Here is a 15,379-nt window from a genome sequence, read left to right as displayed (position 1 = left end):
GGGGGCGTTCCGTTTGCATCTGTGTTGACGCGTGAACAGAGGTAGGCAAGCAGTGAAGGGAGGATCCATGGTTCCGAGCGCGAACAGTCAGAGAGACTACACCGATGCGATGGCCGCCTTTTGGCAGGGAGACTACGTCCGGGCGGTGCGGTTGTTCAACCAAGTGGCCGCTGCTGAACCGCAAGATACTGCTGTCAAGCTGCTGCTGGCTTTGGCACAAAAACAAGCTGGGCAGTTGTTGGAAGCTCGCCAAACCTACAACACCATTTTACAAACAGCCAGTGATCCCGATGAGCTGGAGTCGGCCCGGAAGGGTCTAGAAGAGCTGTTGCAAATGGCACCGGAGCTGGCGGATCTTCCCGATTCCCCAGAAGCGGACGAGTTTCGCTCTCCAGATGAGTTTGCCCGTGGGTCGGATGCCTTTTCGGAAGAGGCTTTCCCTGCTGCCGATCCCTTCTTGCAGTTCGAGGAGATGGGGGAAGAGGAGGCGGATCCCTTTGCTCAGAATCCCTTTCCACTGGAGGCAGACAGCCTTGGCAGCGATTTCATGGGAGAAGAGAGATTCAGGGATCCCTTGGAGACCGGGCTGCAAATGCCGGAGGCTGATCCGCTGGGTTTATCTCACCCGATGCCGACCCATTCTTGGGTAACACCACCGGCCACCTCGCGACGGGTAGGCTCGGAAGAGGGCGGGCCTCAAACCGATCCGGTGGTCGAAGATGACTTTGCCTTCCTCAACGAGTTCGATCGAGAGCATCTGGAAGCCCTAGAAGGCGACTCCGACTCCATTACGCAGTTGGCCGGCGATGCCGATTTTCCCGATGAGATGGGCTTCTCCCTGCCCGGTCTTGAGGAAGAGGAAGGGGGATCCCTGGAAGAAGGCCTGCCGACCGAATTGGCTGCCCCCATGAGTGAGCCGATCCCCGCTCCCGACGAAGATACTGCCAGTCCCAGCCCTGGTCTTTTCGATCTTGACGAGCTAGACAGCTTGGATGGTGAACTTGCCGGCATGGATGGCGGCGAGCCGGTGGGGGCCTTCCACCCAAACGAGGGGGCGATTGGGGGGATGAGCCCAATGGCGGAGACCGGCAGCGGAGCGGCCCAAGTTCTGCTGCCCACGGCCTCCCTCCCTATTCCCAGTGTAGGTGAACAAGGGGCAAGAACCTCTGCTGGGATCGCCAACCGACCGATTGGGGATCGGCAATTGGCCATAGCGCTTATCCAAGGAGCTGTGAGTTTGGCTGCCGGCTTGGCGATTGGCCTTGGGATCCCGGCCAATGGGGGAGCTCGCTTGATTGCCGGGGTGATTGGAGGCGGGCTGATCGGCACAGGAGCAGGGGTTATCCTCGGGGCCAGCAGTGCCAAACAAATTCGCTCCACCGCCCAAGAGCTGGCCGGCCACTTTGCCGCCTTGGCCCAGGGGAATTATTCAGTACGAGCCACAGCCAACACCCACGATGAGCTGGGGCGCTTGGCCGACAGCTTTAACCAGATGGCGGCTGCCCTTGAAGCCAACTTCGCCGAACTGAGCCAGCGGGCTGCCGAGCAAGGGCAAGCTAAGGAAGACCTACAGCGCCAGGTGATTCGCCTGCTGGACGACGTGGAAGGGGCTGCCCGTGGAGACCTGACGGTGCGGGCAGAGGTGACTGCCGACGTGCTGGGGGCTGTGGCCGACTCCTTTAACCTGACCATTCGCAGTCTGCGAGACATTGTCAGCCAGGTGAAGCGGGCCGCCGCCGCCGTGAACGATGCCGCCTTGCAGAACGAGGACTTTGCCCGCAGCCTCTCTGCCGACGCCTTGCGCCAGGCGGAGGAGATTTCCAACTCCCTCAACTCCATTCAGGAGATGACGGACTCCATTCAAGAGGTGGCCAGCAACGCCCGCGAAGCGGCCAACGTGACTGCCCAAGCCACAGAAGCAGCCGCTCGGGGTGGAGAAGCTGTGGATCGCACGGTAAGTGGCATCCTGGAAATTCGCGAAACCGTGGCAGAAACCACCCGCAAAGTGAAGCGATTGGCGGAATCCTCGCAGGAAATTTCCAAAATTGTGGCTTTGATCTCTCAAATTGCCTCGCGCACCAACCTGCTTGCCCTCAACGCCAGCATCGAGGCGGCACGAGCCGGGGAATCGGGACGGGGCTTTGCCATCGTGGCCGATGAGGTGCGACAACTGGCCGACCGAGCTGCCAAAGCCTCGAAGGAGATCGAGCAGATCGTGTTGCAGATTCAATCGGAAACCGGCAACGTGATGACGGCTATGGAAGAAGGCACCCAACTGGTGATCGAGGGGACGCGGCGGGCCGAGCAGGCCAAGAACAGCCTGGACGAGATTATCGAGGTCAGTCGCCGGATCGACGAGTTGGTGCGGGCGATCTCTCAGGCCACCGTGCAACAAACGGAAACCTCTCGCTCTGTGGCGCAGGTGATGCAATCGGTGGAGTTGACCGCCAACGAGACCTCTAAGGAGGCGCAGAAGGTGGCAGCTTCGCTCCAACAGTTGGTGAGCATCGCCCGCGAGTTGCAAACTTCTGTCGGTCGCTTCCGGGTTGGGGATGAATGAGCAAATCTGCTGTTTTGAGGGCATTCTAGGGACTAAGGATCCCCATGCAGGAGACGTTATCGATCCTTAGCAAATGCCACTGGGATCCCCCTGTTCCGACTTTTGGCCGGACTCTTCGCTCAGGCGAGCCTCAATCTGTCCGGTCTGCTATTACTGATGCATACCTGTGGGCTGTAGGAAGGGCCTCCTGCCATGAATGAAGAAGCACAAAAGCGGATCCTCAGTTATTTCATCGAAGAAGCCCGCGACCACTTGGCAACGATTGAACAAGTGCTCCTCAGCTTGCGGGACAGTATGAGCGATCCCGAGCTGATCAACGAGCTGTTTCGAGCTGCTCACTCCATCAAGGGGGGAGCTGCCATGCTGGGCCTCACCAGCATCCAACGGACGGCCCACCGCATGGAAGATTTTTTCAACATCTTTCGCTCCCGTCCAGGCGGAGTGCCTGTCGATCAGCACCTGGAAACCCTGCTGCTGCGGGCTTTTGATGGGCTTTCGATGTTGTTGGAGGAGCTGCAGAGCCCCCGCGGCCTCACCCAAGAAGTCAGCAACACCACTCTGGCGGAACTGGAGCCGGTTTTTCAAGAGACCGAAAGGCACATTCAAAATCTTCTTGGCGAGGGCACTGTTCCCAGCCTTGCTCCAACTCCCGTCTCGTCGCCGGCGGTTCGCACCCTACAGCAGGACATGGCGGAGGTGGTGCCGCAGCAGTTGCGCCAGATGCTGGAGCTGTTTAAACAACGGGATCAGGCAGATGTCCGAGAGCGCTTGGCAGCGGCGAATGCCGTTCTCAAGGAGATCGGGCAAGTCCATCATCTGGCGGGCTGGCAACAGTTGACGGAAACTTTCGAGCAAGCCCTGGGCAACCCCGATGTCGACCTGCGAACTTTGGCTTTGGTTGCCTTGCGGGATTTGAAGCAGGGACAGCAGCTCATCCTAGACGGCAAGGCCGAACAGGTTGCCCCTTCTTCAGAACTGCAACAATTGGCTCGCCCTGCCGCTCCCCCTGCCCCACCGGATCCTCTTGAGGTGGTGGTGCATCAGCAGATCCCGGCCCTGTTGCGCCAGATGCTGGAGCTGTTCAAACGTCCTGACGACCCGGCCACTCGACTGGCTCTGCAAGCTCTGGCCCAATCTTTGCAGGATTTGGGGCAATCTTCGGCTCTGGAACTGGGAGGCTGGACAGACTTGACCCGCTTGGTGGGCGAGATTTTGGCGGATCCCGGCCAGGATTTGCGACAACTGGCCCTGCCGGTGCTGCGAGATCTGAAGCAAGCGCACCAAGCTCTGGCCGGCGGAGCGGCAAACACCATCCGACCCTCGGCTGAGTTGCTGGCTTTCCGCCCTGTTCCGGCAGCCCCTGAAGAGCCAGAAGTCCCTGAGCCCTTCGACCTTGGCCTTGCTTGGGGGTCTGAGGCAGAGCCGTCATTCCCAGAACCTGGGGGTGCCCCAGAGGATTGGGCTGCGGCTGCTGGGATCCCTGCGGAGGAAAGCGCTGCCCCCGATCTGAGCTGGGAAGCTGAGCCGGTGCCAGAGGCGGTAACCCTCGCCGAGACCTCTTTTGATGGAGATGAGCTCGGAGCCGACCGGTTGCCGGAGCAGGAGAGCGCAGAGACAAGCTGGGATCTGGTGGCAGAGCAGACCTCATCCCTTGGGGAAGCGGGCACTGCTGAGGACTCCGTCCCGCTGGCGGGAACAGATTCAGAGCACCGATCTGCTCCCGCGGAAGAGGGGGATCTGGATCTGAGTTGGCCAGGGATCCGAGCCGAAGCGGCTTGGGAGGAAGACTGGAGGACAGCTGCCGTGCCGGCAGAAAGCCCAGAAGAGGACGGGCAGGGAGCTGACTTGGCCTCTGTTGCGGACGACTTCGGTCGCGTTAGCGGAGCGGAGCTCTATGCCACTCCCTTGGATCTGGAGGAAGAAGCCACCTCAGCCTTTGACGAGCTGTTTGCCAACGCAGAAGCGCTATCCGATATCGAAGAGTTCCCAACGGAGCTGATCCCCTCCTCTCCTGAGCCCCTCTTGCAGACCTTTGAGGATCTGAGCCCAAGGTTGGATGAGGAGAGAGCTGAGGCCGATCTGGCGGAGCTGTTTGCCGAAGTGGTGGGTGAAGGGGCAGAGGGGTTTGTCTCTGCTGAGCCTGCCTGGGATGCTGAACAGGAGCCGACTGCCCAGAGCGTTGCTGCGGAAATGGGCGAGGGATCCGGCTTTGTCCCAGACGCAGCCGCAAGTGCCGGGGTAGAGGCCCTATTTGAGCTGGAGGAACTTCCCGTAGAGAGTGCTTTCCGGCAGGAAGGGTCTCAGCTTCCGGACTTGGAGGCCGTTCCCGCTGGTGAGCTGGAGGCTGATCCTTGGGCGGCTGAACCGTCCCCACCCCTTCAAGAGACCCTTGAGGACAGGGAAATCGCAGCAGATCTCTGGGCTGAATTTTCCGCGGATATCCAGCCGGAGGATTTTTCCATCCCAGCAGATTATCTGGCAGAGTCGGGATCCGACGAGGTGGGATCCTTAGAGTCCGCTGACTCTGCTGCCTTCGATACTGCCGAAGACAGCCTGGAGAGCTTTTTTTCCACCCCTGCGGCAGAAGCCGATCCGGCTTGGTCGATGCCGGAAGCAAGTGAACCTTCCGTATTTTTGGATCCCTCTTTTGGCCCATCCCTGGACATCGCTGAGGCTGATGCTGCCGAAGCTGAGCAACTGGGGGATCTCTTTATCGGCGAACCCTTCCCCACGTCGCCCGACATGGCCAATGAGCCGAGGGAATCGCCAATTCCAGACTTCGGAGCCGAGCTGAGCCTAGGGGATCTCTTCGCCGGCGAGACCCTCGAGGAGGCGTCCGATGGGGACTCCATCCCCCTGACCCAATCAGCAGCTGGGGACACAGCAGAAGCCCAGGAGTGGGCGCTTCTGGAGGATCTGTTCCCGGTCCAGGAGGAGTCTTTCGCAGACCTGCAACCCACGGCTGAGGAGGCAGTCGCCCCTTCCCCCGAGCTCTCCTTCGACCGTCTCGATGCCCTATTCACCCAGGAATCCGACCCAGAAGAACTGAGCCTGGGGGCCAGGGGATCCCTCTCGGCCATGGATAGCGACAGCCAGGTGGATCTGGATGAGTTGAGCCAGTTCTTTGCAGAAGGGGAAGCGCCCCAAGAAGAACCCCCCTTGGATCTTGCCACCTTCCTGGAGGACACAGAAGCTTTGCAAGCGAGCAGCCTGGCGGAAGTGCCCGTGTCTGAGCCAGAGCCGCTTGATGCTGCAGTGGAGGAGGACAGTGCCCCCCAACCTGCGGAGGACGACCTGGAAAGCCAGTTGGCCAGCCTGTTTGCAGAGGATGAATCCTTGGCTGTTCCTGTTGGCCAGGCTGAGACCCCAGAGGAAGAAGCGCTGGAAGCTGCTCCGGCTCCCCGTTTGGACGATTTGGCCGCCCTCTTCGACGCTGCCGAGCCGGCGGTAACCCCTGAGCTAGAAAAGGCTATCGCCCCCCTTGTGGGATCCCCTGCAGCCGCGAGCGGCGAGGCTGCTGACGACTTTGCAGCCCAGCTGGAATCGCTCCTGGGCGATCTCGAGGTTCCTGCCCAAGCACCTGCTGCGGCGCCAGCACCTTCGCCGCCAGTTGCCGCTGCTGCTCCAGCAACCCCTACCCCAGCAGCAGCTGCCCCGGCGGCAACTGGGCCAACCTCACGGCGAGCTGCTGCCCTCAGCAACCCCGTGATGCGGGTGGAAGTACGTCACCTCGACTCCATCAACAACCTGGTGGGAGAGTTGGTGGTCATCCGCAACAGCATGGAGCAAAACCAAACCCGTCTGCGCCAGTTTCTGGATGGCCTGTTGGGCCGTGTGCAACAGCTAGGGGATCTGGGCCAGCGCATGCGGGATCAGTATGACCGCTCCTTGCTGGAATCGGCTTTGTTCTCCAGCCGCAGCAGCTCAGCCTATGGCGGCACGGTAACGGTGGGCTTCGGTCGAAATGGGGAGGGATCCAGCCGAGGAAGGCGGAGTCATTCCTCCGGCCAAGAGTTCGACAAGCTGGAGATGGATCAGTTTACGGCCTTCCACGCTCTGGCCCAGGAGATCATTGAGCTCATCGTGCGGGTGCGCGAGTCCTCCTCCGACATCGAGTTTGCCGTGGATGAGGCCGAGCAGATCACCCGCCAATTCCGGCAGGTAACCACCCAACTGCAAGAGGGCCTGAACCGGGCGCGCATGGTGCCCTTCTCGCAAGTTGCCGATCGGTTGCCCCGCGCCATTCGGGATCTCTCCATCAAAACGGGCAAGCAGGCCAGCCTGGTGGTGGAAGGCCGTGACACGCTCATCGACAAGGCCATCCTGGAGGAGCTCTATGACCCCATGACCCACCTGGTGAACAACGCCCTGGTACACGGGATCGAGACCCCTGAGGAGCGGCGGCGGGCGGGCAAGCCCCCTGAGGGCAAGATCACCGTCAAGGCCTTCTATCAGGGCAACCAAACCATCATCATCGTCTCGGACGATGGCGCCGGGATCCCGGTGGAGAAAGTCAAGGCCAAAGCTCAAAGGTTGGGGCTGCTGGCGGAACAAGCCGACGAGGACGAAGTGTTCAACGTTCTCTTCCACCCCGGCTTCAGTGTTCGCGAGGCCAGCGAAGTGGACGATCTGGCCGGTCGGGGGGTTGGCTTGGATGTGGTGCGCCGCAACATCACCGATCTGCGCGGCAGTATCCAAGTGGATTCTGTGCGGGGCAAAGGAACCACCTTCACCATCCGTCTCCCCCTCACCCTGAGCATCTCCAAGGCCATGGTGTGTGTCAGCGACAAAGCCCTGATCGCCTTCCCCCTGGATGGCGTGGAGGAGATGCTGGATGTTCCTGCCGACGAAGTTCAGCCGGATGAGCAGGGGCGGCCCTCGATTCTCTGGCGGGATCAGCGTCTTCACTTCCAGCCCCTCTCAAATCTGCTGGCCTACAGCCGCAGCCACAGCCGCAGCCGTTCCGAGGTGTACAGCATCACCCAGGATGAGGGCATTATTCCCATTGTCATCCTGCAAAGTGCCGGCCAGTATGTTGCCCTGCAGGTGGACAGCTTTGTGGAAGAGCAGGAAATCGTGATCAAGCAACTGCGCGGGCCTGTGCCCAAGCCGCCGGGCATTTCTGGGGCAACGGTGTTGGGGAACGGGCGGGTGCTGCCGATTGCCGACATCATCGAGCTGGTGGACATAGCCCACGGTCGCCGTCGGGATCTCAACCGCTTCTGGCTGGATCACCGGGATGAGGAGCCAACCCCAGAAGAGGTGCGCCAGACCACCGTGTTGATCGTGGACGACTCGATCACCGTTCGGGAGCTGCTCTCGATGTCTTTCCAGAAGGTGGGCTACCGGGTGGAACAGGCGCGGGATGGCCAGGATGCCTGGGAAAAGCTGCGCGGCGGCCTGCCCTGCGACCTCATCTTCTGCGACATCGAGATGCCGCGGATGGACGGCCTAGAACTGCTCACCCGCCTGCGGGAAGACAGCAACTTCAAGCATCTCCCGGTTGCCATGCTCACCTCGCGGGGGGCAGAACGGCACCGGCAAACAGCACGGGAGCTGGGAGCAACTGCCTACTTCACCAAGCCCTATCTGGAAGAGGAGCTGCTCAGCGCTGCTGCCCGCATGTTGAGGGGGGAACAGTTGTTGGCGCCCAACCCAACTTCCTAATCGCGACAGCGGTGCGGTTCCCGTTCAGTGTGGCGCAGCAACATAGGGTGCTGTAGGCATGGCACTCTCCCATCAGCGGGTGCCGAACAGGCGATCCCCTGCATCTCCTAGGCCGGGGAGGATGTAGCCGTGCTCGTCTAGGCCATCGTCTACAGCAGCGGTATAGATTGGCACATCTGGGTTCTGTTCGTGGAAATACCGGATCCCTTCTGGGGCGGCCACCAGGCAGATGAAGCGGATCGACTGGGGTCGGGTTTGGCGTAGGCGCGCTACAGCCGCTGCTGCCGAATGGCCGGTGGCCAACATTGGATCCACCACCAGCACCTCACGATCTTCGATATCGGTGGGCACCTTGAAGTAGTACTCGATGGGGATCAGGGTATGGGGATCCCGATATAGGCCGATATGCCCCACCCGTGCTGATGGGATCAGCTCCAGCATGCCGTCGAGGAGCCCTTGGCCGGCCCGCAGGATGGAGACAAGCACCAACTTTTTCTCTGCCGCCAACATCGGCGCCAACATTGGGGCCATCGGGGTTTGAATGGGCTGTAGCTTGAGGGGCAGATCGCGGGTCACCTCGTAGGCCATCAAGAGGCTGATCTCCCGCATCAGCGCTCGGAAGTCGGCGGTTGTAGTTTCAACACGGCGCATGAGGCTGAGCTTGTGCTGCACCAGAGGGTGATCGATGGTAATCACCTGGGCCACCATGCTGTGCTCCTGAGATAATCGGGATCCCGTGATGGATGCCAGAATAGCAGAAGCGCTTGTCCCCCCGGTGGGCCGAAGGCTTTGTCTGCTTGCTGTTGTCAAGGGGAGTAATCCGTGCAGATCCGCTTTGCTGTGGTGAGCGATCCCCACGTCACCCTCCCTTCCACCCTTTGGGATCACCCCAGCCGATTTCACCTGGTAGAGGTGAGCATCCCGGCTCTGGAACAGGTTTTGCAGCATCTGGTGCAGTTGCCTTTGGATTTTCTGCTGTTGCCGGGGGATCTGACCCAGCATGGGGAGCCGGAAAACCATGCATGGCTGGCAGAGCGGCTGGCTCGACTGCCCTTTCCGGCTTTTGTGGTGCCCGGCAACCACGATGTGCCCCAGCCCGAGGCCAGCGGGCGCTCTATTGGTTTGGCGGATTTTCCCCGCTACTACCGAGCTTTTGGCTACGAGGATGGGCAGTCTTTGGATTACAGCCGGGTTCTGCGGCCAGGGATCCGTTTGATCGGCCTCAATTCCAACCATTTTGATGCTCAGGGTCAATTGGTGGGGTGTCTAACCCCAGAACAACTGACCTGGCTGGAGAAAGAATTGGCGGCAGCCGAGGAAGAGCTGGTGCTGCTGATGGTGCATCACAACGTGGTCGAGCATCTGCGCGGCCAGTCTCTCCATCCCTGGGGGCGTCGCTACATGCTGGAGAATGCCTCTCAGTTGCGGCGGCTGCTGCAAGCTTATGGCGTGCAACTGGTGTTCACCGGACATCTGCACATCCAGCACATCGCCCGACGAGGGGGGGTTTACGACATTACCACCGGCTCTTTGGTCAGCTTTCCCCACCCCTACCGCCTTGTCGAGATCCGGTCGGATCGAGAGACCGGGATCCAAGTCCATATCCAAAGCTACCGGGTGGGATCCCTGCCCGATTGGCCCGATTTGCAAGCGTTCTCCCGGGAGTGGATGGCCCAGCGCAGCGAACCAGCGGTGGTTAAGTTTTTAACCTCCGCACCGCTGAATTTGCCTTTGGAACAGGCACAAGCCTTGGCCCCACAATTGCGCTACTTTTGGGCAGCGGTGGCTGCCGGGGATCCAGACCTCACTTTCCCCGACTTTCCCCAGCCAGCAGGCCGATTTCTGGAGCGTTTCAGCCGTTGCTTTCGCTGCCCGCCTGATAACCAGGCCCAGTTTCGTTTGATTTCGATTTTCTCTTTTCCAGTTTCTAAGGATCCCCCCCAAGGGGGAACCCTCAACTTGAGTTCAAGGGAAAACGCCAGATCTCAAGCTGTTTCCAATTTCTAGGGATCCCCCCGAAGGGGGAACTACTACAACGACGATGGCAGTGTCAAAGTTGAGGGGGGGGAATGTGATCAGTGGTAATCACTTTGTGCAGACCACCAGCAGTCAAGGGACGACCATCGGGCGGGATCGCAGGGGCAACCACTGGCTACACCATTTTGTCCAATGGCATCGTTTGCACTGGCAGGGGCAGAACCCGCACTTGTATCATTCCGCCCAATGTGCCTATTTACGCCGTACCCAGCCGTTGACCGTAAATCTACTATCGGCAAACTGCCGTGAGGGACAAGTCACGGGTAAAACTTCGTGCATCAGATAGCTGGGAAAGAAAATGATAGTGTTGTTGGCAGGAACATAGGTTTTATAGGTGTCGGCTTTGACATACATATTGTTTCGCACTTCAGAGTCGTAGATCAGCAGTTCCCCCCCAGAAAACTGCTTGGGTTCTCGGTAGAAGTAATAGACATAGGTCAGTTCCCTTTCTTTGGCATCAGGACTGCCGTTGTCATTGTGCACTTTGTAATAATTGCCGTGGTTGTGCGCTGTCATTTGACATTCGATGTAGGCGATGGGAAATGGCTCCATTTTTAGGCTTTTGAGCACTTGGGGGATTAGCATTTGCACATAGTGGAGAATCACCCCTGAAAACTCAGGGAAGTCATGCAGCACCCATGAACGGCGGTATTCACTGTCATTCGCTGAGTTTCGGGAAGGGACAAACCGCCCTTCGTTGGCGATCGCATATTCTAGTAACTGTTGGTTTTTGTCCCGCGGCAAAAAGTTATCCACCCGTGCATAGACCGCAGGCTGTTTTTGGGGCGCGGTGGTGGGGGTGTGGACATTGATAGCCTTGTTAGGAGTGATAGACCAAAGCCTGATCCCCTCTTGCTCGTCAACTACACAACAGCGGAAGTTGCGCCACGGAAATTCATAGGCGAGGGGTTGTTCCCGCAGAATTGCCAAGCGGGACTCTGGTAAACCTAAAACCTGCCCCAGTTCCTCCGTGGTGAGCCAATACCCCCTCTCGGCAATCTCTTGTACTGCCTGCAGTTGGCGCATTAAATCTGTAACTTTTTCCCAACCTTCTGGCATAGCTACCCCCCTGCTCTCTGCCATGCTGACCAAAATCTCGCCATCTGCTCAGCTGTGCCCACAGTGATCCCAAGTCCTGTTTCCAATTTCTAGGGATCCCCCCGAAGGGGGAACATGGTACTGTGTCGGTACCGTGGTTACTGGTTAATCTTAGAGTTTCCAATTTCTAGGGATCCCCCCGAAGGGGGAACTTTACTGAGGTCAAGTTTCCTCTACCCCCAGGTTGGCCTAGTTTCCAATTTCTAGGGATCCCCCCGAAGGGGGAACTCTCTGAGGAAGGCAACTTCGCTATCCCCACTGAAATCCGGAGTTTCCAATTTCTAGGGATCCCCCCGAAGGGGGAACTTGTCTGGGGCCAAGGAAAGTGGACGATTAACTGGTGTTTCCAATTTCTAGGGATCCCCCCGAAGGGGGAACCCCTGTGGCACGATTCTGCCGGAAATGGATGGATCGAGTTTCCAATTTCTAGGGATCCCCCCGAAGGGGGAACGTGGGAAAACCAAAGACTGGGCAGAGGCTTTGCGATTTTGGGTTTCCAATTTCTAGGGATCCCCCCGAAGGGGGAACAGCTCTCGGTCGTTTTCAAGTTAAGTCCATTAAGGATCGTGAGAAGTTTCCAATTTCTAGGGATCCCCCCGAAGGGGGAACAGGCTTTCTAGGATGTAGTGGTATTACTGAATGTATACTGTTTCCAATTTCTAGGGATCCCCCCGAAGGGGGAACGGCAGCCGGTATTTGGAATCAGTACGGGTATGTAGGCAGTTTCCAATTTCTAGGGATCCCCCCGAAGGGGGAACACCCCGGAGCAGTTTTACAGCTTACTCAGGCTGTTTCCAATTTCTAGGGATCCCCCCGAAGGGGGAACTACCCTTTTGGGACTTCCCAATAAAGACCTCGATATCGAGGTTTCCAATTTCTAGGGATCCCCCCGAAGGGGGAACTTGCCTGACGGCAGCCATCCATATGCTTACAGCAAGTTTCCAATTTCTAGGGATCCCCCCGAAGGGGGAACGAAATTGGCCATTTACAACACCAGATCTATAGACAGGTTTCCAATTTCTAGGGATCCCCCCGAAGGGGGAACAATCCGGGCAGGGCCATCCGTCATCGGTGACCTCCCAGTTTCCAATTTCTAGGGATCCCCCCGAAGGGGGAACGTAAGTTTTCAAAAATAAAAAGGCTGCCAGTAAGGCAGCCTTCGAGTTTCCAATTTCTAGGGATCCCCCCGAAGGGGGAACGAAATTGGCCATTTACAACACCAGATCTATAGACAGGTTTCCAATTTCTAGGGATCCCCCCGAAGGGGGAACAATCCGGGCAGGGCCATCCGTCATCGGTGACCTCCCAGTTTCCAATTTCTAGGGATCCCCCCGAAGGGGGAACGTAAGTTTTCAAAAATAAAAAGGCTGCCAGTAAGGCAGCCTTCGAGTTTCCAATTTCTAGGGATCCCCCCGAAGGGGGAACTTGAGGGAGGCTAACGAGATTCTCTATGCCCTAGGAATGTTTCCAATTTCTAGGGATCCCCCCGAAGGGGGAACTGTGTGAATTAATCATCACTCCCAGTACCTAGTTACGCTTGTTTCCAATTTCTAGGGATCCCCCCGAAGGGGGAACAGCTTACAAACCGGGGAATCAGGTATATCTATGGCAAGTTTCCAATTTCTAGGGATCCCCCCGAAGGGGGAACAACTAGGGGTGTTGTATAGGTAGGTGACTAAGGTGGTTTTGTTTCCAATTTCTAGGGATCCCCCCGAAGGGGGAACTGTCAGAGCTAAAACGTGTCTACATCTTCTGCTTATTTGTTTCCAATTTCTAGGGATCCCCCCGAAGGGGGAACGTTGAACGACGACTACACTGTTGTTGACGAGAACGGGTTCGTTTCCAATTTCTAGGGATCCCCCCGAAGGGGGAACTCAAGTACGGGCACCTCTTTGTGAGGCGGGTCCATTTTTGGGTGGTGGTTTCCAATTTCTAGGGATCCCCCCGAAGGGGGAACGGGTTCAGATTTGTGTATACAAACCTCCGTGAGTTTCTCACGTTTCCAATTTCTAGGGATCCCCCCGAAGGGGGAACCAGCACTTCACCACTGGCCAGCCCAACCCAGGGCAGTTTCCAATTTCTAGGGATCCCCCCGAAGGGGGAACTTCCCCAACAAAGGCTGCCATTGGCAGCCTTTTTATTTTTGAAGTTTCCAATTTCTAGGGATCCCCCCGAAGGGGGAACACTCCGTCAGCGTAGCCCTCCTCAATGGTCAACCACTTGTGTTTCCAATTTCTAGGGATCCCCCCGAAGGGGGAACGGTTTCGGGCCCACCAAAGTGGGTGCGGAAATCTCAAGTTTCCAATTTCTAGGGATCCCCCCGAAGGGGGAACAAACCTCGGCGGCGATTAGCCACCGGTTGTAGTCGGGGAGTTTCCAATTTCTAGGGATCCCCCCGAAGGGGGAACCCTCCCTTCTCAGGGGATAAAGAACACCCAGGAAAGTTTCCAATTTCTAGGGATCCCCCCGAAGGGGGAACGATTCCAAAAGAAAGGGCTTAGTCTTTATTCTAAGCCCTTGTTTCCAATTTCTAGGGATCCCCCCGAAGGGGGAACTCCTGTAAATGTTTAACAATAGGAGCAATGAATTTATCTTCAATAATGTTTCCAATTTCTAGGGATCCCCCCGAAGGGGGAACACCCTTGCTTCTGGGCCCGGCACAACCCCCCTCTCGGGTTTCCAATTTCTAGGGATCCCCCCGAAGGGGGAACGACTTTTGTGCCATTGATGGCGACGGTTGCAAGGTTCAATGTTTCCAATTTCTAGGGATCCCCCCGAAGGGGGAACAGTGCATATCCCCCCTGCCATCTTGGCCAAGCAGGCCCGTTTCCAATTTCTAGGGATCCCCCCGAAGGGGGAACTTCTTTCTTATCCCGCAAGGGAGGTACAACCATGATGTTTCCAATTTCTAGGGATCCCCCCGAAGGGGGAACCTCAAGAACAAGGCATGGGCGAAGTCTCCCAGGTGGATAGTTTCCAATTTCTAGGGATCCCCCCGAAGGGGGAACACTGGGCTGGGCAAGCGTCCAAGCTTGCGTTGTGGCGTTTCCAATTTCTAGGGATCCCCCCGAAGGGGGAACTTCATCCGGGAAACTGGGTGGGAGGGTTTATATTCCCCTCCCGTTTCCAATTTCTAGGGATCCCCCCGAAGGGGGAACTTTGTGTTCGAGTCTTGCAGGAAGAATAATGTGAACTGTTTCCAATTTCTAGGGATCCCCCCGAAGGGGGAACCCCAAATCGCTCTGAAATTGGCCTAGAAACATTGGGAGTTTCCAATTTCTAGGGATCCCCCCGAAGGGGGAACACCCGTACAGCGATGTACGGGTACAACGTAACGGTAAAAGTTTCCAATTTCTAGGGATCCCCCCGAAGGGGGAACGTTGTTTCTTATCCCGCAAGGGAGGTTGTTATGCAAGTTTCCAATTTCTAGGGATCCCCCCGAAGGGGGAACTCCGCATGGACAACGACGGTGAACCACGGTTGCATTAGGTTTCCAATTTCTAGGGATCCCCCCGAAGGGGGAACTTTTCGGCACCTAGAAACCGGAGTCTCATACGGGGCGAGTTTCCAATTTCTAGGGATCCCCCCGAAGGGGGAACCTTACAGGCTATAGACCACGAGGGACAAGGTGTTTCATCCAAAGTTTCCAATTTCTAGGGATCCCCCCGAAGGGGGAACTCCACCCCTATTAAAGCCAAGCAGGGCAAGGGATGCAAGACCCGTTTGCGAGGGATCCGGAAAAAAGGGGGCAAAAAGAGTTTCGGCGAGGGGGTTTTGGGGCCGGAAAGCCTTGTGGCACAAGGCGTCGAGGGATCCGACGAAAGAATGGGCTTTTCCGAGATTTTGAGGGACGCTCGCAGAGGCGTTGATACCGTTTTGGTGTTCTTTTGGAAACATCAGGATCCCTGAGGTTTGGCTAGGCTATCTGTTGGCAGGTGGCGAGCTGATACATTCACGCTGAACTCTCCTGAACATGGTTCAGGAAAGAAGCGATCGCATCCTGCCTATCTCTGAGCA

5 protein-coding genes and 1 CRISPR repeat array are annotated in these 15,379 nt (G+C 57.7%); of the genes, 3 read left to right on the top strand and 2 right to left on the bottom strand.

Going from position 1 to position 15,379, the window contains the following annotated elements; genetic code table 11:
* The first annotated feature begins 67 nt into the window (after window positions 1-67).
* On the top strand, window positions 68-2,560 hold the full coding sequence (locus tag NW834_RS04670) for a methyl-accepting chemotaxis protein (RefSeq protein WP_414419297.1): 2,493 nt from the start codon (window positions 68-70) through the stop codon (window positions 2,558-2,560).
* A gap of 192 nt (window positions 2,561-2,752) precedes the next feature.
* Window positions 2,753-8,227 carry a response regulator gene (locus NW834_RS04665; protein ID WP_414419296.1) on the top strand — a complete coding sequence of 1,825 codons (5,475 nt, stop codon included), beginning with the start codon at window positions 2,753-2,755 and terminating at the stop codon, window positions 8,225-8,227.
* A gap of 72 nt (window positions 8,228-8,299) precedes the next feature.
* On the opposite strand, the gene upp is transcribed toward NW834_RS04665, so the two are convergent.
* A complete protein-coding gene (upp, locus tag NW834_RS04660) occupies window positions 8,300-8,935 on the bottom strand; it encodes a uracil phosphoribosyltransferase (protein ID WP_414329961.1) in 636 nt (211 codons plus the stop codon).
* A 114-nt stretch (window positions 8,936-9,049) separates the two neighbouring features.
* Here upp and NW834_RS04655 point away from each other — a divergent pair, with 114 nt between their 5' ends.
* Window positions 9,050-10,234, top strand: a complete 1,185-nt coding sequence (locus tag NW834_RS04655) for a metallophosphoesterase family protein (RefSeq protein ID WP_414350119.1) — start codon at window positions 9,050-9,052, stop codon at window positions 10,232-10,234.
* Window positions 10,235-10,456: 222 nt separating this feature from the next.
* Here the strand turns inward: NW834_RS04655 and NW834_RS04650 are convergent, their stop codons facing one another.
* Window positions 10,457-11,347, bottom strand: a complete 891-nt coding sequence (locus NW834_RS04650) for a 2OG-Fe(II) oxygenase (RefSeq protein ID WP_414344481.1) — start codon at window positions 11,345-11,347, stop codon at window positions 10,457-10,459.
* Between the two features lie 54 nt (window positions 11,348-11,401).
* Window positions 11,402-15,040: direct repeats of the CRISPR family, unit length 36 nt; unit sequence GTTTCCAATTTCTAGGGATCCCCCCGAAGGGGGAAC.
* Window positions 15,041-15,379: the final 339 nt, after the last annotated feature.

The organism is Synechococcus sp. R60.1 (genome assembly GCF_047461835.1).
In the GTDB taxonomy this organism is placed as follows: Bacteria; Cyanobacteriota; Cyanobacteriia; order Thermostichales; family Thermostichaceae; genus Thermostichus.
Note: the sequence above shows the minus strand (reverse complement) of the source record. Positions and strands in the feature narration are given on the sequence as shown.

Coding starts and splice junctions, on each gene's coding strand:
- upp (WP_414329961.1), bottom strand. CDS start 8,935: ATGGTGGCCCAGGTGATTACCATCGATCACCCTCTGGTGCAGCACAAG.
- NW834_RS04650 (WP_414344481.1), bottom strand. CDS start 11,347: ATGGCAGAGAGCAGGGGGGTAGCTATGCCAGAAGGTTGGGAAAAAGTT.
- NW834_RS04665 (WP_414419296.1), top strand. CDS start 2,753: ATGAATGAAGAAGCACAAAAGCGGATCCTCAGTTATTTCATCGAAGAA.
- NW834_RS04670 (WP_414419297.1), top strand. CDS start 68: ATGGTTCCGAGCGCGAACAGTCAGAGAGACTACACCGATGCGATGGCC.